A 22,308-nucleotide genomic window follows, 5' to 3' on the forward strand; every position below is an offset into this window, starting at 1 on the left:
CGGATGGCGAACACCAGGCCCCCGCGGGTGCTGCCGGGCACGCCCGCCAAGCTGACCCTGCCGGCCGGCACCCCGCTGTACCGGCTGCACGCGGCCCGCCACCCGGCGACCGCGTTCAATCCCGTACCCGCCCACTGCCTCTACGGCGGCGGCCGTTTCGACGCGACCAGGTGCGACCCGTTCGGCTATCTCTACGCCGGGCTCACCGCCGAGTCGGCGGTGTGCGAGTCGCTGCTGCGGTCGGTTCCGTTCGATCCGGGCGGGACGCCGCGGCTGGTGCCGAGGGTCGCGATGCGCGGCCGCCGGCTGTCCTTCCTGCGGCTGGCCGCAGAGCTGGACGTGGTGTCCCTGGTGACCGGCCGGGAGCTGGCGAGTGTCGCCCAGGACTCCTGGCTGGTCCAGGCGGAGGCCGGCGAGTACCCGTTCACCCGTGACTGGGGTCATTGGATCCGTGAGCACACCGACCCGTGGGCGCAGGGCTTCCTCTGGCCGTCCAAGCGCGAGCCCGGCGACCGGGTGGTGGTCCTGTTCGGTGACCGCTGCGTGCCGGACGTGATCGAGGAGACGGGCGTCCCGCCGGTCGACTTCGACACCGCCGAGGGGGAGAGGCGGCTCAACTCCTTGCTGGAGCCCTACCACGCGAGGATCGCCCCGTGACGCCGGAGGGGGCGATGGACCCGGTCCGGGACCGGGACCCGGACCCGGACCCGGACGAGGTTTCCGACGACGAACTGCGCGCCCAGCGGGACGAGTTGCTGGAGCAGCTGGCGGGTCTGCGGGCGGACGACCCGCAGGCGCCGACGGCGTGGGCGGTCGCCGGGGATTTCAGCTACCAGCTCTTCCTGCGGCAGGCACGCCCGGAGGACCTGGACCTGGCGGACGAGGCGTTCGAGCGGGCCTTCGCCCGGCCCGGCGACGAGGAGATCGACGACGAGGAGATCTGGGACGCCTGGCGGATCCTCCGCGCTCGCGTGCTGCTGTTCCGGTACGACGACCGGCCGCAACCCGAACTGCTCGACCGGGCCTGGGCGTTGCTGGTCGATGGCCTGGCCGAACCGGTCGCCGGGTCGTCGTTCGAGCACCTCAGGGTGCTCGGCAGGTACCTGGTGGCCCGGCTCGCCCGGTTGCGGTGGGTGCAGGCCGACGACCGGCCCGCCCCGCAACGGGCGGCTCTGCTCTCCGAGGCGCTGCGCCGGTACGACGCCGCGCTCGACGACCACGCACCCGGCAGCCCGGAGGCCGCCGAACTGCACGGGGAGGCCGGTGCACTGCACCACGAGCGGTACCGGACCGGCGGTGACCTGCCCGACGCGCAGGCCTCCGTCCGGCATTACCGCGCGGCTCTCGAGGCGGCCACGCCGGACAGCGACGTCCCGCTGCTGCGCTACGGACTCGCCACCGCCCAGATGGTGCACGGCCAGCGCGCCCGGGACCGGGAACTGCTGACGGAGGCCCGGACCCAGTTCGGCCGAGCGCTGGTCGAGGCCGGCGAGCGATCCGCGGGGCGACCGTGGTGGGGCCGCGAGGCAATGGCCCGGATGGTCTACATCCGGGCGATGCTGTGGTGGCACTGGGACGACAGCACCCAGATCGGGCCCGCCGAGGCGGAGTTGGCGCCACTGCTCGCCGAGCCGGATGCCGTCGACGAACTGCTGCCCACGTACCTGGACTGCTTCGGACGGCTGCTCTACCAGCGTGCCACCGAGCGCGACGACGACGCCGGACGAGACCGGGCGCTCCACCTGCTGCAGCGGGCTCTCGACTGCTGGCAGCCCGAACGCGACGGCGGCTCGGCCGCACCGCTGGGCCTGCTGGTGGCGACTCTCCAGTGGGCCCGCTACCGGGCGGACGGCGACCCGGCGCGCCTGCCGGTGCTCGCCGCGGCCAGCGGGCGTGCCCTCGAAGACGAGAGCCAGGGCGCCGAGTTCCGGCGGATGGCCGTCATGTGCCACGGCTGGGTCAGACACGAGCTGGTGCGCCAGGGCCTTGCCGAGGCGGGCCCCGAGGTCGACGCCCTCTTCCAGGAGGCCCACCGCGCCACCATGGGGACGATGGCGGACGTCGAACACGGCGGGGCCTTCCTGAACTTCAGCGATCAGGAGTTCAACGGGCTCGCCAACGACATCGGCGGCCTCGACCGGCTGCCCGCGGAATTCGACCGGCTGTACCGGACCTGGCGCGGAGCGGACCCGGACAGCCGCGAGTCGGGCGAGTCGGCCGCGTTCCTGCTCGGCATGGTGCCGTTCCTCGATCCGCACGGCACGCACGTCACCACCGAGCAGAAGACCGCGCTCTTGCAAGCCGCGTTGCAGCACCGGAAGGGCGATGCCGCCGGGCTGAGCAGCCTCCACGCCATCGCCGGCTGGATCGGCCTGAACGAGGCGACGGCCGGAGACGGGTCGAGCCTGGACGGGGCGCTGGAGCACCTCGATGCGGCCCGCGACCTGCGCACCGGCCAGGACGGGCGGACGACCGACGGAATCGAGTTGCTGCGCTCGTTCGTCCAGGGCCACCGAGGTCAGCTGCGCGGCGGCCTCGACGAGGTGGAGACGGCCGGGAGTGCCATCGCCCGGTTGCGCGACCGGCCCGGCACCACCCCCTACCTCCGGTCGCTCATCGACGGCCAGGTCGCGGGCATCGAGGCCATTCGGTACGCGCGGCAGGGTGACCTGGCCGGCAGCGACCGGGCCATCGCGCGCCTCGCCGAGGTCCACGGCGCGCTCGACCCGGACGACCCCGCCCGCGGGGAGCTGTGGACGATGCTGGAGAACGCCCGGATGGGCCGCGACCAGCTCGCCAGGAACCTGGGCCTGCCGACTGCCGCCATGGCGACCCACGGCGGTGCCACCCTCGACGAACTGCGCCGCCAAGCGGCCCGGCTGCCGCGCGACCGCCGTGCCTGGGTGCTGGGGGACGCGGGTATCGCCCGTACCGCACGGGCAATGGACCGGCCCGACCCCCGGCTTCTCGACGAAGGAATGACCCTGCTCCGGGAGGCCTTGGACCTGTCCGACGAGGGAAGCGACGACTGGCTGCGCTACGCCTTCACGCTGGGCGGCACCCACTGCGCCAAGGCCTCCCGGAGCGGCGACCGCCGCGAGCTGGGGACTGGCATCGACCTGCTGGAGCGGGCCGCCCGGCTGGCCGGCGGCCCCGAACACCGGCTGTGGGCGGTGTGCAGCCTGACCCTCGGCCGGGCCTACCGACTGCGCGCCGACCCGGCCCGCGACGACCGCCGCCGGGGACGCCTCGCCGGGCTCGAGTCGCTGCGTGGACACTCCTGGGCGGCGCTGCTCCAGTCCGGCACCGGGCACGCCGCCGAGGGCGCGGCCGAGGCCACCGCCGCGGCCCTGGAAGTGGCCGCCTGGTGCCTGGCCGACGACGTCCCCGACGCCGCCGTCCAGGCACTGGACGCCTGCCGCGGACTGGTGCTGCACGCCGCGAACACCGCGATGACAGTGCCCCAGCTGCTGACCGCCACCGGCCGGCCCGACCTGGCGGAGGAGTGGCGGGCCGCGGGCGGCTCCGAACCGCCCGGCGGAGCGGACGGCTTGACCGGGTCCGGCGGCGTCCCGAGCGAACTGCGCCGCCGCGTCCTGACCGCGCTGACCGCCCTCGGCCCGGACGGCGGGCCGTCGGCCCGGCTGCTGGGCACCCCGGCCCCCGCAGAGATCGGCGAGGCGCTGCGCAGTTGCCGGGCGGACGCCCTGGTGTACCTGATGCCCGCCTCCGACGACCGCGGCGGGGCGGCGGTCCTGGTCACCGCAGACGGTGGCGCGCACTGGCTGCCGCTGCCGCTGCTGAAGGAGGACGCCGGACCCCTGCGGGCCTACACCCCGGCCGGCCGGTCCGTCCGGGACATGGGGCCGGCCCCGCACGCTGCCGCACCCGACTCAACCTCGCTGCGCCGGCAACTGGACCGGCTGTGCTCCTGGGCCTGGTACGCGGCGGTCAAGCCACTGCTGGACATGCTCGTGCCACCACCCGGCCGCACCCGCCCGCCGTCGCTGATCCTGGTGCCCATGGGCGCCCTCGGCGTGGTGCCGTGGCACGCGGCCTGGTCGGAGCCGGACGCCACCGGACGCCGCCGGTACGCCGTCGAGCAGGCCGAGATCTCGTACGCCGCCTCGGCCCGGCTGCTGTGCGACGTGGCCGCCCGGCCGTCCACACCGCACACCGGCGCCGCCCTGGTGGTCGGCAATCCGACGGGGGACCTGCGCTACGCCGGCGAGGAGGCGGACGCGGTGCAGCGGGCCTTCTACCCGCGGGGCAGCTTCCTCGGGCGGCGCGCGGCGGGCGAGGCCGACGGCCCGGGCACGCCGGCCGAGGTGCTCGCCTGGCTGCGCCGCGGCGGTGGTGGCGTCCTGCACTTGGCCTGCCATGCCACCGTGGCCGCCAACCAGCGCTACAGCTCGTACCTCTCCTTCAGCGGCGGTGAGCTGGCCGCCGAGGAGCTGACCGAGGCGGCCGGGCGGGGTGGCGACGGGCTGGAGCTGGTGGTCCTGGCGGCCTGCCGGAGCCACGTGTCCGGGCGCGGCCACAACGAGGCGTACAGCCTTGCCACGGCGTTCCTGGTGGCCGGAGCCCGATCGGTGATCGGCTCGCTGTGGCCGGTTCCCGACGACGCCACCTCGGTCTTGATGTTCATGACGCACCATTTCCTGCGCCGGGAGCAGGAACAGGCGGGCCGGGCACTGCGCCGGGCCCAGCTGTGGATGCTCGACCCGGACCGCCGGCTGCCGCCCGGTATGCCCGGCGCGCTGGCCGCCCGCGCCGCCGCGGTGGAGCCGGACGACCTCTCGGCCTGGGCCGGTTTCACCCACCTGGGGCAGTGACGGCGGATCAGTCCGGGACGACCGTGCGGAGCGGGAGGGTGAGCGCCGCCCAGCGGCCGGGGGAGGCCGCTGGGCGGCCGGGCAGCATGTCCCGGCTGCCGCCCTGGGCGAGCGGGCGGAACACGCCGTCCGTCGACCGGCCGGTCTGCCGGTCCGCGGGCAGCGTCGGGTCCCAGGGCCCGAACTGGAACGGCACGGTGTTCAGTTCGCCCTCCGCCACGATCAGCTTGAGCCAGTCACGGACGTAGGCGCCGGGCCGGACCGGTCGGGTGGACGGGAGACTGAGGTGAACCGGATCGCCGTCCAGCGCGTAACCGGTGCCGCCGGGGGCGATGAAGGCCCCGGGGAAGAGGACCGATCGGCTGGCGTAGCTGTCCGTGAGGTTCAGCAGGACGCACCAGAGGGTCTTGCCCGTCGAACGGTTGTGAATGCGGACGGACACCCTCGGCTCCTGCCAGCCGCCCGGCCCGCGACCGTAACTGCAGACGATCTCACCGGAGCCCTCGGGCATGATCGGGCCACCGCTGCCCCAGGGCGTCACCTCGACCCGGACGTGGGATCCGAGCGAGGGATCGGGGTTGGCGAGGTCGCGCAGCTGATGCCAACCGGCCAGGTGGACGAGGCAGTCGACGATCCGCCGGGCGTCGGCGGTACCGTCCCACGGCAGTGCCGGGACGGCGGGGGATCCGTCCCGGAACAGCACCCGGGCCTCCGCCCGGTCCAGGACGACCCGCAGCAGCGTCCCGGGCGCGTCCCGCGGATCGTCCACGAGGCGAAGCAGCGGCGAGCGGGCGGTGCGCAGGGCGTCGGTCAACTCGTCAGCTACCGCGGGGCGTTCTAGTGCCTCCACCAGTACCGACACCGGCGGCAGGGCCAGCGCGGAGAGCGTCACCGGGTAGCTGAGCGCCGGATCGGGTGACCAGCCGGACGGCTCCACCAGGGTCCGGTCGACCCTGACCTCCCGGGCGGTCAGCAGGTGCCGGTCCTGGCTGCCGGGCCCGGGCTCGACGCTGAACTCGGTACCGCCGGCGTCCGGGCCGCCGCGCAGCCCGTGGACGGTTCCACAGTCCACCTCCCAGCCCGAAGCACCGTGGCGGAGCAGGTGAGGGCTCGGGGCGCGAACGGCCCCGCCGAGGAACGGCCGGTCGGCAGGGCCACCGGCCTCCAGGGGGAGCAGGACCGGGTGCTGGCGTTCACCCGAGCCCTGCACCCGGCACTGCACGGCCGCCATCAGCCGACGGTAGCTCAGCTCCGGGCCGCCCTGCTCGCCGAGCGCGCCGAGGAGTGCGTGAGTGAACACGCCGTGCCTGCGTCCGTCGAACCAGTCCTCGAACGCGGGCTGGTTCAGCCGACTCGCGGCCAGCAGGACGTGACCCGGCCCGGCCGCGGGACCGGTGACGTCGCGGGCCGTCGCGAGCGCCCCCCAGGACGGATCCGGTGGAAGGAAGCGCGCGCTGCCCTCGGCGTCCCGGGTCGCGCCGCCCGAGAAACAGCAGTCGAGGACCGCGACGACATGGGCGCCGCGGGCGGCGACCTCGTCCAGCAGGGCCCCCAGCTCCTTGTCCAGCAACGGCCCGTCGGCGCAGACCAGGGCCTGGCAGCAGCCGGTGGATTCGACCTTCAGCTGCTCGGCCGTGGCGTCGAACTCGGTCCCGTGGCCGGAGAACCAGAGCAGTGCGGTGTCCTGTGGCCCCGCCTGCCCGAGATGCCCGCGGATGCCGTCGGTGACCGCACGCACGGTGGCGTCGGTGTCGAGCAGCGTCCGCACAACCGGCTCCGTCACCTTCGCGTCCAGCCAATGCTCAGCAGCAGCCGCGTCATTGACGCACCCCTGGAGCGAAGCGCGGCCGAGCGCCGAGTAGTCGTTGATCCCCACCAGGAGTGCAAAAACCGTCCTCATGGGCAGAAGTGTTCCAGGCGGACACCGCCCCGGCGGTCCGGTCGACCGGGCGAATGGTGGGCGGGAACAGGTCGTCATCCGGCCATGCGCGTGCGATCACCTGCACGGCTTCGCAATATGGCAGTGCGATCACTATCCTTCCCTTCTCGACCGCGCGGTGTGAGCGCGGTGTCACTCCATGGTCATCGGGGGATTCATGGGTTTCATTGAGCAGCCCCGCCGCGTCGTGCGACCGGGCCAGGCGACCGCGCCCGGTCGGGCTGCGGCGAGCGGTCCGGCCACCGGCGGGCGACCGCCACAGACCCGCGTCGGGGCGGACCGGCTGCGCGCGAGGCCGGTGGGCTTCCTGAACGCCGTACGCCGACTCGACGCCGGACTCGACCCGGCCGCCTGCAGCGAGCTGGCCGACTGGCTCAAGGAGCACTACACCACCGAGTTCGGCGACGTCCCGCTCGGCTTCCTCGCCACCTGCTACCTCGGTGCACCGTACGTCGACCATCAGCTGAACCTCTTCCACTCGATCGTGGACCACTTCGCCCCCGGGGATCCGATGCCCCACCCCTTCGCGGCCGCCCGGATGCTGGTGCGCACCGGCGCCTACGCCTTCGTCGAGGTGTACGACGGCGGCCTGGTGCTGCCGGTGCTCCCGGACGGCAGCGTGGTACGCCCGTGAACCCGCCCCGCCGACTGCTCCACCGTGAACGGAGACCCGCATGACAGAGGTGGACTACGTCCTGCGCAACCAGGTGGCGCAGGTCGACAGACTCGTGAACCGGCTCTCCGAGCAGGTCGGCCAGGTGTCCGGTCAGGTCTCCGCCGTCGGCATCGCGCAGCAGCAGACCCAGAGCGAATTGCAGCAACTGCGCGCCGACTTCCTGGCCTTCGTCCACCAGTCCCAGCTGACCGCCAACGTGCAGCGGGCCGAGACCCGCATCGGTGTCATCCAGGACAAGGTCGACCACGAGTTCGGCCACCACAAGGTGGTCCGGCGCACCGCCGTCGGCATGCTGCAGGCCTTCGACCTCGGCCTGGTGTCCGAGGCGACGGTGACCTCGGTGAGCGAGCAGCTGATGATCCAGACGCCGCGCTACTGGCTCGCGCCCGCCCTGGTCGCCCTCGCGGCCTGGTCCGCCGACGACCCGGCGCTGTGCGAGCGGGCGGTGGACGAGGCGTTCCGGCGCTCACCGGAGCGCACCTCGCTCCTCTTCGCGCTGGTGCTGCGCAGACAGGGCCGCCAGCAGGCCGCGGTGCGGTGGCTGCGGCACTACCTGGTCGCCCAGGACCCGGCCGCGCTCGGTCGGGAGTTCGCGGTCATCCTGGAGTCCATCTCGCAGGGGGCCTTCGGCGCGGGCGGCCGCGAGATGCTGCACGAGACGCTCGGGCGGTGGCGCGAGACCCTGCTCGGCGACGACGAGGCCCGGGCCGCCCAGGTACGTCGGTGGCGTGCGGAGATCGACAGCCTGCGCGCACCATCGGCCGCCGGCGAGTTCCCCCGGCTCTCCCAGGTGTCCCCGCAGTGGCCGCAGTTGGACGCCGTACTCGCCTCGGCCCGGGCCCAGCAGGCGATCCTCGCCAAGTACACCGCGATGATGGCGGGCGAGTCCCTCCCGTCCGAGCGGCTCGAGGACGCCATCGACGACATCCTGGACCGGCTGGTCTCGGAGTACGACAACGAGGAGCTGCCGCTCCGCCGCGACCTGGCGTTCAATCAGGCGGTGGTGGCGTGCGACGGCGACCTGGACGCCGCCAGGCAGGCCGTGGACGTGGACTCCGCTTCGCTGGAGGAGACGCTCGACTACCTCACCATCCAGTCCACCGCGGCACTCAACCCCTCGGCCATCGGTGCCTCGGCCTCCACCCAGCGGCTCGCCGTCGCCGCCTGCCACGAGTGGTTCGCGCAGGCCCACGCCGGCTTCAGCCGGGACTACCGGATGGCCGAACCGCCGGACGTCCACGCGGTGTTCGCCACCAGCCACACCGTCGGGGCCCAGGTCTTCAACCTGCCGCAGTGGGCAGGTTCGTTCAACACCCCGCTCCCCGCCCTGGAACAGTCGCTCGCCCAGCACTGGGACCAGCACACCGCCCCCTTCCTGGCCTCGCTGGCCTACCCGCTGCAGCGCCAGCTGGTCATGCTCGGCGGCGCGCTCGCGCTGCTGCTGTTCGTCGTCGGCCCGATGAACATCGCGGTCGCCCTCGGCCTGGCGGTCCTGGCCGGCGGCATCTGCGGAGGGGTGCTGTACACCCGCTCCGAGGCCGCCCGGAAGGCCACGGACTCGGCCAAGGAACTGCTGGCGCGCGCCAAGAACGACTCCATCCACCAACTGCGCGGCGCGTGCGCCGAGTACACCGACTGGAAGACCGCCTACCGGAACGCGGACCAGGTGGAGACCCGGACCCGCGAGTTCATCGGCTCACTGGCCGCCGCCGGCCACGCCCACAGCCCGTTCGACGGGCGCACCGTCCGACCCGCCGCCGCCACGCCGCAGTCCGGAGGAACGCAGTGACCACGCCCTACCCTGCCCCGCCACCACCGCGTCGCCCCGCCGCCTCCCCGTGGGCGGCCAGTCCCAAGCCCACCACGGAGCGGGCCACCAGCCGGCGGCGCCGGATCGTCGAGGGCCTGCCGGACTGGGAACCGCTGCCGCCCGGCGAGGTGACGGTGCGCCGCCCCGGAAGCGGGCTGTGACACCGGCCTGGCGGCGGCGCGTGACACCGGCCAGGCAGCAGGCAGTACGAACACCCGGACCACTCGGCGGCCCGTACCACGCCTGGGCCGACTTCCTGGAACGCTGGTCGGCGGGCGAGCCGGTCGACGACACCGGCTTGCCCGCGCTCACGCCCACCGACTTCCCCGAGGACACCTGGCAGCGGCTCGGGGCGCGGATCAGGGAAGCGCTCCAACAGCGCCTCCAGGCCTGGGCGGACGCGCTCGTCGCGGCTGTCAACGCGGCCGACGACGAGTTCGCCGCGGGCCGCGCCCTCGCCCAGGCACGCACCGGGCTGCACCGGATCCGGGCGCTCGCCGGCCACCCGCAGCTCCCGGCCGACCTGAGGGAGAAGCTGACCGCGATCATCGACGAGCAGACCCGCCGGGCCCAGCAGGACCTGGAACGCGAGCTGGAGCGCCGGGCGTCGCGCGAGCACGACCAACAGGCCGTCGACGCCCGCCGCCGCACCCTGCGCGACAACCCGCTCACCGCCGTCATCACCGCCACGCCCCCGGCCGACCCGGGCGGCTGGTCCTACGACCCCGCCGACGGGCCGCGCCGCCGCATCGTCCCGGGCTGACCGCGTCTTCGACCCGCCGTCCTGCCGCCGTCCCGCCGAACCGAGACCCGAGGCCCAGATGTCCAACTACGCCGAGAGTCGAGACGACCTCGACAACTACCTCACCGCGCGAGTACCGGTGATCGGCCTGCGTACCATCGAGCAGCAGCGGGCGCTGCGGCTGGTGAAGGAGGTGGCGACCCGGTCGCGCCGTAGCAGCCAGCCGTTCTGGATCTACACCAGGGCCACTGGCCTGCGCGACCTGCGCTCCAACGCCACCGTCCAGGACGACCGCTCCCTGACCGGCGCGATGGAGTTCGCTGCCGCCCAGTTCACCAGCCGCCCGCAGGCCACCCTGATCCTGGTCGACCCGGACGGGCTGGAGACCGACACCCACTTCACCCGGCACGTCGCCGAACTCGCCCGGTTGGCCGACGCCAACGCCGGCAGCATCGTCCTGATCACCGACAGCCCGATCTGGAGCGGACTGCAACGGCTCGGCATGAGCCTGCAGCTCGAACTGCCGGACGCCGACGAGATGTACGGCACCATCAAGAGCTTCCTCGACGACCACCACGGCGTGGTGCCGATCGAATGGAACGAGGACGACGCGCGCCGCGCCTCGGAGTTTCTGCTCGGCGTGACCGAGGCCGAAGCGGTCAACCTGATGGCCACCATCGTCGCCAAGGGATCGGTCCAGCGCGACGACGTCCTCGCGCTGGCCCGGGCCAAGGACCGGATCTTCAGCGACCTCGCCGGCCTCGAGCGGGTCCAGCTCAAGGCCTCGGACTACTCCGTCGGGGGCCTGAGCAGCCTGCGGGGATGGCTCCAGCGCAAGCACGAACTGATGCACGCCGATCTGCGCGGTACCGACCTGCGGCCGCCGCGCGGCGTGCTGCTGGTCGGCGTGCCCGGCTGCGGCAAGTCGCTGTCCGCCAAGGCCATCGCCTCGCAGTGGCAACTCCCGCTCTACCGACTCGACATGGCGAGCATCCACGGCAAGTACCTCGGCGAGTCCGAGGGCCGGATGCGGGAAGCGCTGGAGACCGCCGACCGGGTGGCGCCGTGCATCCTGTGGATCGACGAGATCGAGAAGGGGCTGGCCGGCAGCCACGACATGTCCGGCGTGCCGCAGCGCATCATCGGCCAGTTCCTCTTCTGGCTCCAGGAGTCGGACTCCCGCGCGTTCGTCGTCGCCACCGCAAACGACGTCCGCAGCCTCCCGCCCGAGCTCCTCCGCAAGGGTCGCTTCGACGAACTCTTCTTCGTCGACCTCCCCGACGCGCAGGACCGCAAGGAGATCATCGATCTCTACTACCGCAAGTACGTCAAGGTCGAGCCCGACCCGAACCAGGTGGACCGTCTCATCGACCTCTCCGAGGGATTCGCCGGCTCCGACATCGAAGCCGCCCTCCACGAGGTCGGCGCCGAGGTGCACCTCAACGGCGGAGCCGCCAAGCTGCTCCCGTCGTTCGTGCTCGACACCTTCGCCAACACCACGCCGCTCAGCCGGACCAACCCCGAACAGATCGAGGAGATCCGCACCTGGGGCCGCGACCGAGCCGTCCCGGCCGGCCGCACCACGACCACCACGACGTCCGGCACCTCCGGTACACCCCGCCGCGTCGTCTTCATGAGCGAGTAACCGCCAGCCCATGCGTGCGCCAGGGGTCTGTACTTTGAACGGCTCTGTCCCGTAATCGGTGGTAACTGTTCGTGATTCAGGCGAGGAGGATGCGGTGTCGTAGCCAGGAAGTGGCCTTGTCGCTGCGCACCGCCCGCAGCGTGCCGATGAAGGCACCGGCGCCGGCTGTGAGGAACTGCTGGGCCCATCCCATCATCTGGGTGAAGTCCGGGGAGGCTCCCGAGGAACGGCAGGCGTCGAGGAAGACCAGCGGGTTGCTGCGGGCCAGACTGCGCTGGGCGGCTGCACTGTTGAGCAACTCCGGTATGAGTGGTCCGCCGGCCAGGTCGATGCTCGACCCGGAGTCTGGGCGGTAGGAGTTGCGGCAGGCGAAGTGGGCTATCCCCAGTTCTCCCGTGCCGATCGCCTCAAGCAGGTCCGGCAGACGGTCGATGACCTCGCCGGGTCCGATGATTCTCTGGATAGAGGCGAACTCGTTGAGCGCGGTCGCGGGTTGCCTGGACGAGACGACGAACTTCGATGTGTCCAGCCGCAGGGACCGGGCCCGGCCCTGGCCGCGGGCACGGCGCAGGACCGGGAAACTCTCGATCAGAAACCCTTCGTAGCTCCCCGGAGCCAGGGGATGGAGCGACTCCACGGGATGGTGTCGTCGGTGGCTATGGTGAAGGTGTTGATCCGTCCCCGCAGGTTCCAGAACTCTCCTTGATCACCTCGGGCACCATCTGGGTCCACAAGCCGACGCCGACCTCTGGCCAAGGACGACGGGAACGGAACCCCGGGCCCGGAGACCGAGCTCACCTCCACCGCCCACCACCCCTACTGGGACGACACCACCCACCGCTGGACTGCGGCGGAAGACCTCCGGCCCGGAGACCAGCTCACCACCCCGGACCACGGGCACGTCACCGTCGTCTCCGGCCGCACCTACGACACTCCGCCGCAGACGGCCGACAACCTGAGCGTCGACGACCTCCACACCTACTACGTGGTCACCGACGACACCCCGGTGCTCGTGCACAACTGCCCGCCGGGAGAGGGCGCGGAGGAGGCGCCCGGCCCGACCGACTTCACCCGTCTGCCGGGCACCTGGCCGGAGAAGAACCCCGACACTAAGGTCGAGGAGAAGGGCGCGAAGCCCGGCGATGCGACGGCGGAGAAGTTCAAGGACGAACCGGATGACTCCGGGAAGCGCGTGGACGGTGCCGACAGTCTGATCGGGACTGTGCTGAAGGACACGGGATCCTCGCTGCCGGAAGGGAAGGAGCACGCCAGCGTGGGCGGAATCCTCGAACTGGCCATCTCGGTCGTGGCATTCGCCAGCAAGTTTAAGCGGGGCTGAGGCGGGCGGTGACAGAGAAGCGGAGGACGATCATGGAATTCGGTCCACGGACCGCGAACGGGCGGATGCTGTACGCCTTCACCCGGGGGGATGACGAGGATTACGAGCGCTGGTCCTCCGAACTCCGGCAGGATGCGCAGGAAGGCGAAACCTGGCAAGACCTGCTGGAGGAAGCGTTCCGCCGGATCGTCGAGCGGAGGTTCGGCCGGTCCGTGAAGCTCCGGCAGATCCTCAAGTTCATGGCGCGGAAGCGCCCATGGCCCTTGGAATCGAGTCGGAACTACGTCAAGTACTCAGCGGACAAGGCGGTTTCCGTCATCCTGTGGGCCGCAGGCGACGCCGACGACGGAGCCGTGGCGAAGCCCTCGCACCACGAGCTCGTCACCTACGAGCTCTACCTGTTCCTGGGCCTCGTCAACGACTTGAAGCTGTCGGACGCAGAACTGATCGACCTGATCACCGACGTCGAGCGGTTCTCGGCGCACCGCGCGGGACTCCCGTACCCGATGCGCCCCGGCGACCCCGGCAAGGCGGTCCCCGAGGCGGAGGCCGCCGAACGCGGGACCGCCACCGGGCCATGGGACGTCACAGAACTGGCCGAGCCCCGACAGGGCCGGCTGGACCTGGGCGCCCTGCTGGTCCCAGTGGTGGAGGGGATGGAGATCCGGCCCTTCCGACACGGCGGGGTCATCACCTCCGTCGCGCTGGTCGTCGGTGGCATCGAGGTCACGCTCTCGGCGTTCAGCGCAGCCGGCGCTGAGGACCGCTGGGACCGGATCAGGTCCGGTCTGATCCAGAACCCCACGGTGTTGGAACGCGGAAGCCTGTTGGAAGAGGCCTCCGGTCCTGCGGGGCCCGAAGTCTGGCTCCAGTTCCCGTTCGAGGAGGACGGCGTCCGGAAGCTCCATCTCCGGCGCGTGCTGGGGGCTGATGGGCCGGGCTGGTTCTGCAAGGCCGACGTCACTGGGGAGGACGTCTTCTCCCCAGCGAGCCGTGAGCTGGCGGACCGGCTCTTTGCCGAGGTGGTCGTGGTCCTCGGTTCCGATCCCCGCGCACCCCGCACACCCCTGCCCCTGCCCCTGTCCCTACCGGGGTAGTCACCGCCCGATCACGAGGAACCTGGAAGGCGTACACGCCTTGCGCGCCGGGCGCCCAGGAGGCTCGGGTTCAGGTCCTGGTGCGCTCTGAGGCTTGCCGGGGCAGCGTCCGCGACCACGCCCACGCCCGCCGAAGTTCCGTGTAGGGCCGCGCGGGAGGTCCAGCCTCCCGCCTGACAGCGCTGCGGCCTGGCCGAGGACTCGCTCTTCGGCCAGGCCGCAGTGCTGGCGTACTGTCCGGCAATCTGTTGGACCTTTTCTATGAATGAGGTGACATGGCGGATACAGAGACCGAGCAGCCGTCCGAGAAGCCCAGCGGCCTCCGAGCGATCTGGGCCAATACCCTGGAGCCGGCGGCCCCGCTGCCCTGGTACCGCAGGGTGCCCCGCAAGGCGTGGATCGCGGGTGCGGTGGTCGTTTCCCTGTTCACTGCGCTGACCGTGGCCACCGTGACCGGTGCGGGAGCCCCGCCCGCGCACCGGATCGTCCTGGCGGACCGGATCGGCGACGAGCAGCGGATGCCGGACGACGGGGTGGTCGCGGCGGAGCGTGGCCGCCTCCAGAAGAACCTGACCGCGTTGAGCCGCTACCGGGAGGTGTCGGTGGCGGGTTACGGGTCCGCCGGGTCGGACCGCAGCACTCTGCTGGTGGTCGGGATGACCGGGAGCTTCCCCGACGCCCGGGAGGAGTTGGACCGGCAGTTCGGTGCGGTCTGGGGGCCGACGTGTCCAGCGAGACTGGCGAGAGTCTGAAAGGCCGCCAGGACTACCCGGCCGGCCCGCTCGGCGGCGCGCTCGACTGTGCGGTCCTGACAGGGCCCACCGAATCCCGGACCATCTGCATATGGGCGGACGGAACAACGGTCGGTGGCGTCATCGACGGGAAGGGTGACAGCCGCCCGGAGGACCTGGCCCAGCGCACCCTGGAGATCCGCGCGGCCGTCGAAATCGAGGTCCAGGGCTGACAGTGGTGGTTTCTCCACAGGGCCTGACTCTGCGGGGTGCCCGGACTGGTTGCATGACGCAATCCACGCCGCTGGCCGTCGGGGTTCGTCTCCAGGCTGCTGGGGGTCAAGGGGTCGCAGGTTCAAATCCTGTCGTCCCGACCAGCGTTTTCGCAGGTCGGAGGCCGTTTTCGCAGTGATGCGAAAACGGCCTTGATGCGTTTTCGGGGCCGTGTGAGTGCATGGTGATATCGGGGATCTGGGATGGATCTTCTCGCCCTTCGGGCGTAGGCATCAACTTGCCTTCTGTGTCGGGTCCTTGTCCGTGGCGCGTTGTCTGGGGATCCGAGATGCGTGAGTCCCTGGTGTTCTCGGGTGGGGGAGCCGGATGGGGGTGGGCGCCGGCTGGTCGGCGGTGGTGAGGGCGCGATCGATGGTGTCGACGGCGTCGCGGGCGGCCTGGGTGGTGAGGTGGCCGTAGATGTTCGCGGTGATGGACAGGGTGGCGTGCCGCAGGGTCTTGGAGACGCCGGTGAGGGGGACGCCGGCGGTGATCGAGATGGTGGCGGCGAGGTGGCGTAGATCGTGGATGGTGGTGCGGGGGACGCCGAACTCGCGGGGAGAGGGCGACCCATCCCTTGCTGCTGCGGGTCTTCGGTGAAGTGATGATCAGGCGGTTGTTGTCGACGGCGGAGAGCGTGTACCGGATGTAGAGGACGCGTTCGGGTAGGTGCACGTCGTTCCAGTGCAGGGCGAGGGCTTCGCCCTTGCGGATGCCGGTGCCGATGAGGACTTCGATGAGGTCGGCGAAGGCCGGATCGGCGGCCCGGCAGGAGTGCAGGAAGCGGATGGCGTCCTGGACGGTCCAGATCTGCCGTTCTGCTGCGGCGGGTCTCGGGATGACGGTCGGGCGTGCCGGGTTGTAGGGGAGCCGATGGTGGCGGACGGCGTCGCCGGGGGCGCTGGAAAGTGTCGCGAGGCAGCGGTGGACGGTCACCTGGCCGCGGCCGGCGTCGAGTTGGGCGTGGACGAAGGCGGCGATGTGGGAGTGGCCGAGATCGTCGAGCCTGACCTGGCCGAAGGCGGGGATCAGATCGTTGGTGACGTAGTCGCGGTAGCGAACGTAGGTGGTGGGCTTGAGGACGAGCTTCTTGTCCGTGAGCCAGGTGATGCGGTAGTCGGCGATGGTCTGGTTGGGGTCGGCGTTGAAGCCGCCGGCCTGCCCTTCGATCATCCGGCGAAGGGCGGTCCGGGCGGCCTCGGCGGTGGGGTAGCCGCCGCGGCGGACGATGTTGCGGTGCCGGTCGGGGGAGGGGAGGTCGAGGGAGAAGGTCCAGGTGCCGTGATCGGGGTCGGTGGCGAGCTTGGGGCAGCTGGCTCCGAACTGCTTGCCACCCTGGTCGCGGCAGCCGCACCGGCGGAAGACGTGCCCGGTGTGGGCTGCGGAGCGCATGGTGATCGCCACCAAGGAGGTCGTGCAGATTTGCCATGCCCATGCTCTCGTGCTGCGGATCGAGGGTCGAGCAGCGCCGCACTCACCCCGCTCTCACCGGAGAGTCGAAATGTGGCCTGACCTGGGGTGATCCCTTGTCGTGGCGACAAGTGCTTCTATACCTCTGCGTCGTCGATGCTGCAGCGACCCTCCGCCGTGCCGCTACTGCGTCGTGTCGAAGCTGGCGGCGGTCGGGTCGTGGGCAGACGCTTCCGTGGCTCGCCGGATGGAGAGGTGGATGCGGCGGCGTGCGAAGTCGATCTCCTCGATGAGCATGACGCGGACATCGTCACCCTCGCGGATGACCTCCGCAGGTACGGCGACTTCGTGGGCAATGAGTTCCACAAGGTGGACCAAGCCCTCGATGCCCGGTTCGATGCGGACAAAGGCGCCGAAAGGGACGACCTTGGTGACCGTGCCAGGGACGACCTCGCCGACGTGGTGGGTGGCGAAGTAGCGCCGCCATGGGTCTTCCTGGGAGGCCTTGAGCGACAGCGCGACCTGCTCGCGCTCCAGGTCAACGCCGAGGACTTCGAAGCGGATCTCCTGTCCGACCTGCACGATGTCGGTGATGGCCTCGAAGTGTGTCCAGGACAGCTCGGGGACGTTGATGAAGCCCGTCGCTCGGCCGAGATCGTCGTCCAGGTCGACGAAGACACCGAATTGGGGCGTCGCGGCCACCTTCCCGGTGCGGATCTCGCCCCTTCGTATCGTGCGGAGGAAAGCGCGGCGCCGGTCTGCCCGGGTGGGGTTGGTACGCCACTGGGCACGCAGGACGCCGTCCTCGTCGGGCAGGGCCGCGGTCATCAGTGGGTTGCGATCGTCTTCGCTCCGGCCGGGGTGTACATCCGGGGCTTCGACCACGAGTCGCCGATGAGCCCCTACGCCGAGGACGGAGTGTGGCCGGGCGTGGTGGACTCCGTCCCCGAGGAGTTCCGGTCGTGCGTCGAGGAGCCCGCGTTCAACGACGACGGCATTCCGACCGTGACAGCTTGCCTGTGGCGCGGGTCGGCCGACGCGCACTGGCAGACGGGGGAGATCGACTTCCCGGAGGGCCATGCCGACCCCGTCGGGGCGGACTGGCTGTTCCGGCTCCTCGTCGACCGGTCCCCGGAGGCGTACGCGAGCTTCGTCGGGGACTACTACGAGGTACCGGTGGACCTGGATGCCGTCCGGCACGTCTGTGCGCTCCGGCCGCTCGCTGACGACGTGGTCCGTGCCCTCAACGCCGAGCTGACTGTCGCAGACCTGGCCGAGGACATCGCCGAGATCGGCTACCCCACCAGGTAGGAGCCGATTCTCGGGGCATTGAGCGATGCCTGCGGCTGCCTCGCTGCGAAGTGTTGCGCTGTGGCGCGGTGTGGGTTCGGGCCGGCTAGGGGGGTTACTCCCGCGCGAGCTGCGCGAGTGCCACCGCGGCGGCCTCGGTGAGGCGCTCGTCGGCACGCAGTTCCTCGTCCTCGTCTCCGATGTACATCCCGATCCTGGTCCGGCGATGGACGATCGCTTCCAGGGCGGCGACGGCGGGCTGGGCCAGTGTCCCCATCTCGGCGAGCAGCATGCAGGCCGGCACGCCGTACAGATCGTCCGTCAGGTAGGCGGGGAGCGTCTCGAGGAGGAGGTCGACAGCAGCCGAGCCCTGATGGCGCCAAAGCAGGCGCAGGGCGCGTGGATGGATACGGCGTCGGCGTTGCAGCATCGCGTTCAGCCGTGCTGCGTGGCGGTCGGCGAGTCCACCGTGGTCGGTCAGCCACTCCATCAGATCCACGTCCGTCCCCGCGGTCCGTACCGTGATGGGGAGTTGGTCGAGATAGAGCTCGGCGTGCTCGCGGTCGCCGGTGATCGCGGCGAGCGCCAGGACGGCGGAGGCGGGAAACTCCGTCCCGGATACGTGGCGTTCCAGGGCCGGTCCGGCTGCGGCTGCAGCAGGACCGATCGCGGCAAGCGCCGCAACCGCTCGGCGTCGTGCCCAGCTGCGGCAGTTGGTGGGAAGCGAGGCCGGCTCCGAGAGCAGGTCCAGCAGTCTCGGCACGAGAGGGGCGGCGGCCGAGCCCAGGGAGGTGACGACGTTGAATGCCCCGGCCAGGGCGCACCCGCGTCGCGAGCGGGAGTCGTCTGTCGGGCAGCTGTCGGGGGCCGTGGCGAGCGCCTCGTCGGCGGCCGCGATCCACGGGCCGGGGTCCGGGCAGTGGCGGGCGAGTGAGTCCGCGGCCTCGGAGAGGCCTGGGGCGACGGAGGCGTCGCGGACCAGGCCGAGTACCGTCTCGGCGGCCCGTTGGTCACCGATCCGACCGAGCGCGAGTGCGGCCTCGGTCCGGAGAGCCGGGTCGTCCACCAGCGAGGCCAGACGGTCCACGCAGCGGCGGGTGGTTTCCAGACAGGCGGCGACCACCAGGAGCGCCTCCGCACGTACTGCGGTGTGGGCGTCGTCGAGTGCGGCCTCAAGTACCTCGGCCAGATGGTCGGGCGCGGCCCGCCACTGCCGTAGCGCACCGTGGGCCAAATCGAGACCGGCGAGCCGGACGACAGGGGAGCGGTGCGCCAGGAGCCGGGCCGCCCAGGCGTACGCCGCGTGCTCGCGCTCCTGACGCACCATGGCGACGGACCACAGCCAACCTGCGCGCCCCCTCAGCCAGTTGCCGGAGCGGCCCAGACGCGTGCCCGCGATCGGCAGGCACTGCAGCGCGAGTGCCTCCCACGCGGGCCACTGCTCCTCGGGCGCGATACGCAGCGCGGCCAGTGCCGCACGCAGCCGGACCGCCGCGTCCTGGTCGTCGCGCAGGCGCTCGGCGAGTGCCAACCGGCCGGCCGCCGTGATCGGTCTCGTCCAACTGAAAACGGCCTCGACCAGCGCGAGCCGGGCATCAGGGGCGAGGGCATCGGCGGAGTGGGGGTCCTGGGTCAGGGCGCGGGCCTGCTCGAACCGGGCTGCGGCGAGCAGCCACGCTGCGCTGCGCCGTACCTGCGGGTCCGGGTCGTGCAGGCGAAGTAGAGCGTTGTCGGCTGCCGCGTCCCAATCGTCGTTGTCGGAGCACATATCGGTGAGGAGCTGCAGTACCCGTTGCCGTACCTCGGGTACGGGGTGTTCGCACCGGGTGAGAAGGTGCTGGGAGATGGGGCCGTCGCGGTCGGCGCGGTCGGCGTCGAAGATGGCGCTGCGGGCGTCGCCGTAGCCGTGCCCGGTGGGATCGGCCAGAGCCACTGGCAGCCAGGCGTCGAAGGCGTCGGTCGGCGTGGAAGCCGACGGGGTGGGGCTCACCGGGTGGAGAGGGCGCTGCCCTTCAGGTTCGTCATGACGCAGAGAATCCCAGGGGCGTCCTGTCCGGTGCAACCGAAATTCCCGCCCATCCGGCGGTTGGAGAACCTCAGCACACTCCGGTTCGGTGTCCTTCGTCTGTTCGTCGCAGCCATGCGTCGAGAGCGACGAAGTCGGCATCGGTCAGGCCCCGACGCGGATCGACGCGATGGAGCAGAGCATGTCGTCGATGGTGTGCGGCGACCCAGGCGCGATCAGAAGCACCGTGGCGAGGGACATCGGAGGCCCCGAGGGGGCGGGAGAGCCCTTCGATCGGGGTGTGAGGCAAATCACTCGCCAACTCTCGCTTGCGCGTCGCCTCTCACGAGGCTCTCACGGAATGGGTGTCACGAGGCAGCATCAGGCGTCATGCGGGGTGGACGAGATAGGCCCTGACCTGCGCTATTCGGACTGGTGAACATCAGTCGGATGACCGTCGCGCACAGGTCGTCGGACAGGAAGCTGTCCGGGTCCTCGGCATAGTCGGGGTGCCACAGATCCAGTTCCGGGGCGCTGCGACAGGGTCGGCCCGGCATGGCAGCCCTGGCAGCACGAACAGGTGTATTCGTGGGTGGTGGACATGGCCGATGAGCTTATCGACCACCGGTGACATCCCGTTCGGAGCGGATTGTCCACCTGCTGTTCGAGTGCGGGCAACCTTGCACGGCGGTGATCACATTCCTCGGGTCGAGCCCGGGACCGGTCAGATGAGGGAGTCGCGCACGTCGCAGAACCGCTCGAAGGACCATTGCCGTACTACGTCGTAGGCTCGGCTAAGTCCGCGCTCTTCCCCTGGGGGGATGCGCAAGAATGCGTGCATGAGTGGCTGGTCGGCCCGTGGGTCCTCGCGTAGTCCGAGGCCTCGGGCAGCCTCCAGAACGACGTCTGGGTCGGTGTCGTCCAGGAGCAGGGCCAGCGCCTCCCGGATGGTGGGGGTGTCGGCGTTGATGTCGGACAGGGTGGTCGCCGTTGCCCGGCGGACATTGGCGTTCTTGTCGCCGGCGAGGCTGAGGAGTGCGGTGATCGCCTCGGTGTGATCGGCCTGGACCAGTTGGTGCAGCGCGGCGGCGACCGCCCTGCGTATCTCGGCCTCGAGATGACGGGCATGCAGCAGGATCTCCGGAATGGAACGCACCTGGTGGTGGAGCCCAAGGCCAGCAATCACCCGTTCCAGGACAGTCGGATCCTGCTCCTCGACGGCCCGGCGGCGCAGTAGTTCGACGGTCTCGCCTTCCAACCGTATGGCGGTCTCATCCTCGTTGTAGAGCGCGTACATCAGGAGGATCTCAGCCGCGAAGTGACGCTGCCGGGCGTCGGATGAAGACGTCAGCGTCTCGGAGGCAAGATTGAAGGTCTCGTCGTCCACGCGTGCGGCGAGGGCCATCGCCGGGAACCATCGGCCGACGTGATCGGGGTCGTCGAAGGCGAGTCCCCGAGACATCAACTCGGCGAAGGGGACACGGATTCCGTGGGCTTCCTCCAGTTCGGTCAGGATCGCGGCGTGACCGGTCTGGACGGACGCCCAACCGTGCGGGGTGCTGACCCGGATTGCCTCGGCCGATCCGAGGCCCTCGTCCGGTGCCGGCCGTCGTTCGACGGCCACTTCGTCGCTGTCTGTCGCGCCGAGCCGCCTGAGCAGTTCGATGACCGGGTCCACGTCGAGCCAGGCGCGGGCGATGTCGATCACGTGCCGGCCGAGGTCGTCGCAGAGCCAGAGGTGGGGCGAGCGGCTGCGAAGAGTGTGCCAGGCGCCGACGGAGCCTGCGTCCACCGCCAGCATCACCGGTGTGAGGCCGCCCCGAGAACGGCGGTTTGGATCCGCACCGTTGTCGAGCAGGAGTTCGCACATCTCGGTGTCGGCGTTCGCTGCGGCGAGCCCAAGGGCGGTGTTCCCGTCCTTGTCTATCGCATCGGCCAGGGTGCCGGCCTCCAGAAGATGCCTGGCTGTGACCGCATCGCGGCCCCGGACGGCGAGCAGGAAAGCAGCGGGATCATTCGGCATGGCGCCAATTGTGCAGGCGAAGGTCCATAGGGGGCTCCTGGATCGCGCTGCTGAGGGGGCTGACCCCAGGGGCCCTGACCGCTCGATCATTGCCAACCCGAGTGGAATTAGCCCTACAATCACGATGTGGGGTAAATCACTCTCGAACTCCCGCTTGTGCGCTGCCTCTCACGTGCCTCTCGCGTGCCTCTCGCGGATTGGGTGTCACGAGGCCGCATCAGGCGTCATGCGGGTTGGACGAGATGGGCCCTGACCCGTGCGATTCGGACTGGTGAACATCAGTCAGACACTCGTTCGACCGCTGGGGGTCAAGGGGTCGAAGGTTCAAATCCTGTCGTCCCAACTGGAGTTCGCTCCATTGTCGCAGGTCAGAGGCCGTTTTCTCGTTCGCGAGGAAGCGGCCTTCGGCGTGCTCTGGGGCCTGCCTCTCACATTCGTCTCACGGTTTCCACGGTTCGATGATGAGGCGGGGGCTGCTCGGCGCCGTGAGCTG

General features: G+C 71.0%; 18 protein-coding genes and 1 pseudogene. 12 read left to right on the forward strand and 7 right to left on the reverse strand.

Features of this window, described 5'->3' with window-relative positions; all coding sequences use genetic code 11:
* The first annotated feature begins 3 nt into the window (after positions 1-3).
* Together ACIRYZ_RS23465 and ACIRYZ_RS23470 are read left to right on the forward strand one after the other, a co-directional pair.
* On the forward strand, positions 4-657 hold the full coding sequence (locus ACIRYZ_RS23465; RefSeq protein ID WP_402947122.1) for an RES family NAD+ phosphorylase: 654 nt from the start codon (positions 4-6) through the stop codon (positions 655-657).
* Complete coding sequence (locus tag ACIRYZ_RS23470) at positions 654-4,835, forward strand: CHAT domain-containing protein (protein ID WP_402947125.1); 4,182 nt, start codon at positions 654-656, stop codon at positions 4,833-4,835. The genes ACIRYZ_RS23465 and ACIRYZ_RS23470 overlap by 4 nt, the downstream gene beginning before the upstream one ends.
* A 7-nt stretch (positions 4,836-4,842) precedes the next feature.
* Here ACIRYZ_RS23470 and ACIRYZ_RS23475 read toward each other — a convergent pair whose 3' ends face one another.
* Positions 4,843-6,735: a caspase domain-containing protein gene (locus tag ACIRYZ_RS23475; protein WP_402947127.1), complete on the reverse strand. Its 1,893-nt coding sequence runs from the start codon at positions 6,733-6,735 to the stop codon at positions 4,843-4,845.
* A 196-nt stretch (positions 6,736-6,931) separates the two neighbouring features.
* Between ACIRYZ_RS23475 and ACIRYZ_RS23480 the strand changes: the two genes are divergently transcribed.
* Genes ACIRYZ_RS23480 through ACIRYZ_RS23500 form a run of 5 tightly spaced genes read left to right on the forward strand, consistent with a single transcriptional unit; the run spans position 6,932 to position 11,647 of the window.
* Positions 6,932-7,408 carry a hypothetical protein gene (locus ACIRYZ_RS23480; RefSeq protein WP_402947129.1) on the forward strand — a complete coding sequence of 159 codons (477 nt, stop codon included), beginning with the start codon at positions 6,932-6,934 and terminating at the stop codon, positions 7,406-7,408.
* A 40-nt stretch (positions 7,409-7,448) separates the two neighbouring features.
* Positions 7,449-9,239, forward strand: a complete 1,791-nt coding sequence (locus ACIRYZ_RS23485) for a hypothetical protein (protein WP_402947132.1) — start codon at positions 7,449-7,451, stop codon at positions 9,237-9,239.
* Positions 9,236-9,421, forward strand: coding sequence for a hypothetical protein (locus ACIRYZ_RS23490; RefSeq protein WP_402947134.1), 186 nt, complete (start codon positions 9,236-9,238; stop codon positions 9,419-9,421). Before ACIRYZ_RS23485 ends, ACIRYZ_RS23490 begins: the two co-directional genes overlap by 4 nt.
* A gap of 20 nt (positions 9,422-9,441) precedes the next feature.
* The gene (locus ACIRYZ_RS23495; protein WP_402947136.1) at positions 9,442-10,023 is read left to right on the forward strand and encodes a hypothetical protein; all 582 of its coding nucleotides are present in this window, start codon (positions 9,442-9,444) and stop codon (positions 10,021-10,023) included.
* 58 nt (positions 10,024-10,081) lie between these two features.
* A complete protein-coding gene (locus ACIRYZ_RS23500) occupies positions 10,082-11,647 on the forward strand; it encodes an AAA family ATPase (RefSeq protein ID WP_402947138.1) in 1,566 nt (521 codons plus the stop codon).
* Positions 11,648-11,723: 76 nt separating this feature from the next.
* On the opposite strand, the gene ACIRYZ_RS23505 is transcribed toward ACIRYZ_RS23500, so the two are convergent.
* On the reverse strand, positions 11,724-12,284 hold the full coding sequence (locus ACIRYZ_RS23505; protein WP_402947141.1) for a hypothetical protein: 561 nt from the start codon (positions 12,282-12,284) through the stop codon (positions 11,724-11,726).
* Positions 12,285-12,395: 111 nt separating this feature from the next.
* On the opposite strand from ACIRYZ_RS23505, the gene ACIRYZ_RS23510 reads away from it, so the two are divergent.
* The 4 genes from ACIRYZ_RS23510 to ACIRYZ_RS23525 all read left to right on the forward strand — a co-directional run bounded on the left by ACIRYZ_RS23510 (position 12,396) and on the right by ACIRYZ_RS23525 (position 15,047).
* Complete coding sequence (locus ACIRYZ_RS23510) at positions 12,396-12,986, forward strand: polymorphic toxin-type HINT domain-containing protein (RefSeq protein WP_402947422.1); 591 nt, start codon at positions 12,396-12,398, stop codon at positions 12,984-12,986.
* A 32-nt stretch (positions 12,987-13,018) separates the two neighbouring features.
* Positions 13,019-14,083: a DUF3710 domain-containing protein gene (locus tag ACIRYZ_RS23515; protein WP_402947144.1), complete on the forward strand. Its 1,065-nt coding sequence runs from the start codon at positions 13,019-13,021 to the stop codon at positions 14,081-14,083.
* 275 nt (positions 14,084-14,358) lie between these two features.
* Positions 14,359-14,835, forward strand: coding sequence for a hypothetical protein (locus ACIRYZ_RS23520; protein WP_402947147.1), 477 nt, complete (start codon positions 14,359-14,361; stop codon positions 14,833-14,835).
* Positions 14,808-15,047, forward strand: coding sequence for a hypothetical protein (locus tag ACIRYZ_RS23525; protein WP_402947148.1), 240 nt, complete (start codon positions 14,808-14,810; stop codon positions 15,045-15,047). The genes ACIRYZ_RS23520 and ACIRYZ_RS23525 overlap by 28 nt, the downstream gene beginning before the upstream one ends.
* 273 nt (positions 15,048-15,320) lie before the next feature.
* On the opposite strand, the gene ACIRYZ_RS23530 is transcribed toward ACIRYZ_RS23525, so the two are convergent.
* The 3 genes and pseudogenes from ACIRYZ_RS23530 to ACIRYZ_RS23540 all read right to left on the reverse strand — a co-directional run bounded on the left by ACIRYZ_RS23530 (position 15,321) and on the right by ACIRYZ_RS23540 (position 17,325).
* Positions 15,321-15,617, reverse strand: coding sequence for a hypothetical protein (locus ACIRYZ_RS23530; RefSeq protein WP_402947424.1), 297 nt, complete (start codon positions 15,615-15,617; stop codon positions 15,321-15,323).
* Positions 15,618-16,110: 493 nt separating this feature from the next.
* Positions 16,111-16,479 (reverse strand): annotated as a pseudogene (locus ACIRYZ_RS23535) (hypothetical protein); the annotation flags it as partial.
* Positions 16,480-16,680: 201 nt separating this feature from the next.
* The gene (locus tag ACIRYZ_RS23540; RefSeq protein WP_402947151.1) at positions 16,681-17,325 is read right to left on the reverse strand and encodes a S1 RNA-binding domain-containing protein; all 645 of its coding nucleotides are present in this window, start codon (positions 17,323-17,325) and stop codon (positions 16,681-16,683) included.
* Positions 17,326-17,391: 66 nt separating this feature from the next.
* Here ACIRYZ_RS23540 and ACIRYZ_RS23545 point away from each other — a divergent pair, with 66 nt between their 5' ends.
* On the forward strand, positions 17,392-17,808 hold the full coding sequence (locus tag ACIRYZ_RS23545; protein WP_402947154.1) for a hypothetical protein: 417 nt from the start codon (positions 17,392-17,394) through the stop codon (positions 17,806-17,808).
* Positions 17,809-17,902: 94 nt separating this feature from the next.
* Here ACIRYZ_RS23545 and ACIRYZ_RS23550 read toward each other — a convergent pair whose 3' ends face one another.
* Positions 17,903-19,777, reverse strand: a complete 1,875-nt coding sequence (locus ACIRYZ_RS23550) for a HEAT repeat domain-containing protein (RefSeq protein ID WP_402947156.1) — start codon at positions 19,775-19,777, stop codon at positions 17,903-17,905.
* 739 nt (positions 19,778-20,516) lie between these two features.
* Entirely contained in the window at positions 20,517-21,815 is a 1,299-nt protein-coding gene (locus tag ACIRYZ_RS23555) for a HEAT repeat domain-containing protein (protein WP_402947158.1), read from the reverse strand.
* Positions 21,816-22,308 lie beyond the last annotated feature (493 nt).

Source organism: Kitasatospora sp. NPDC101155 (assembly GCF_044768305.1).
Classification (GTDB): domain Bacteria; phylum Actinomycetota; class Actinomycetes; order Streptomycetales; family Streptomycetaceae; genus Kitasatospora.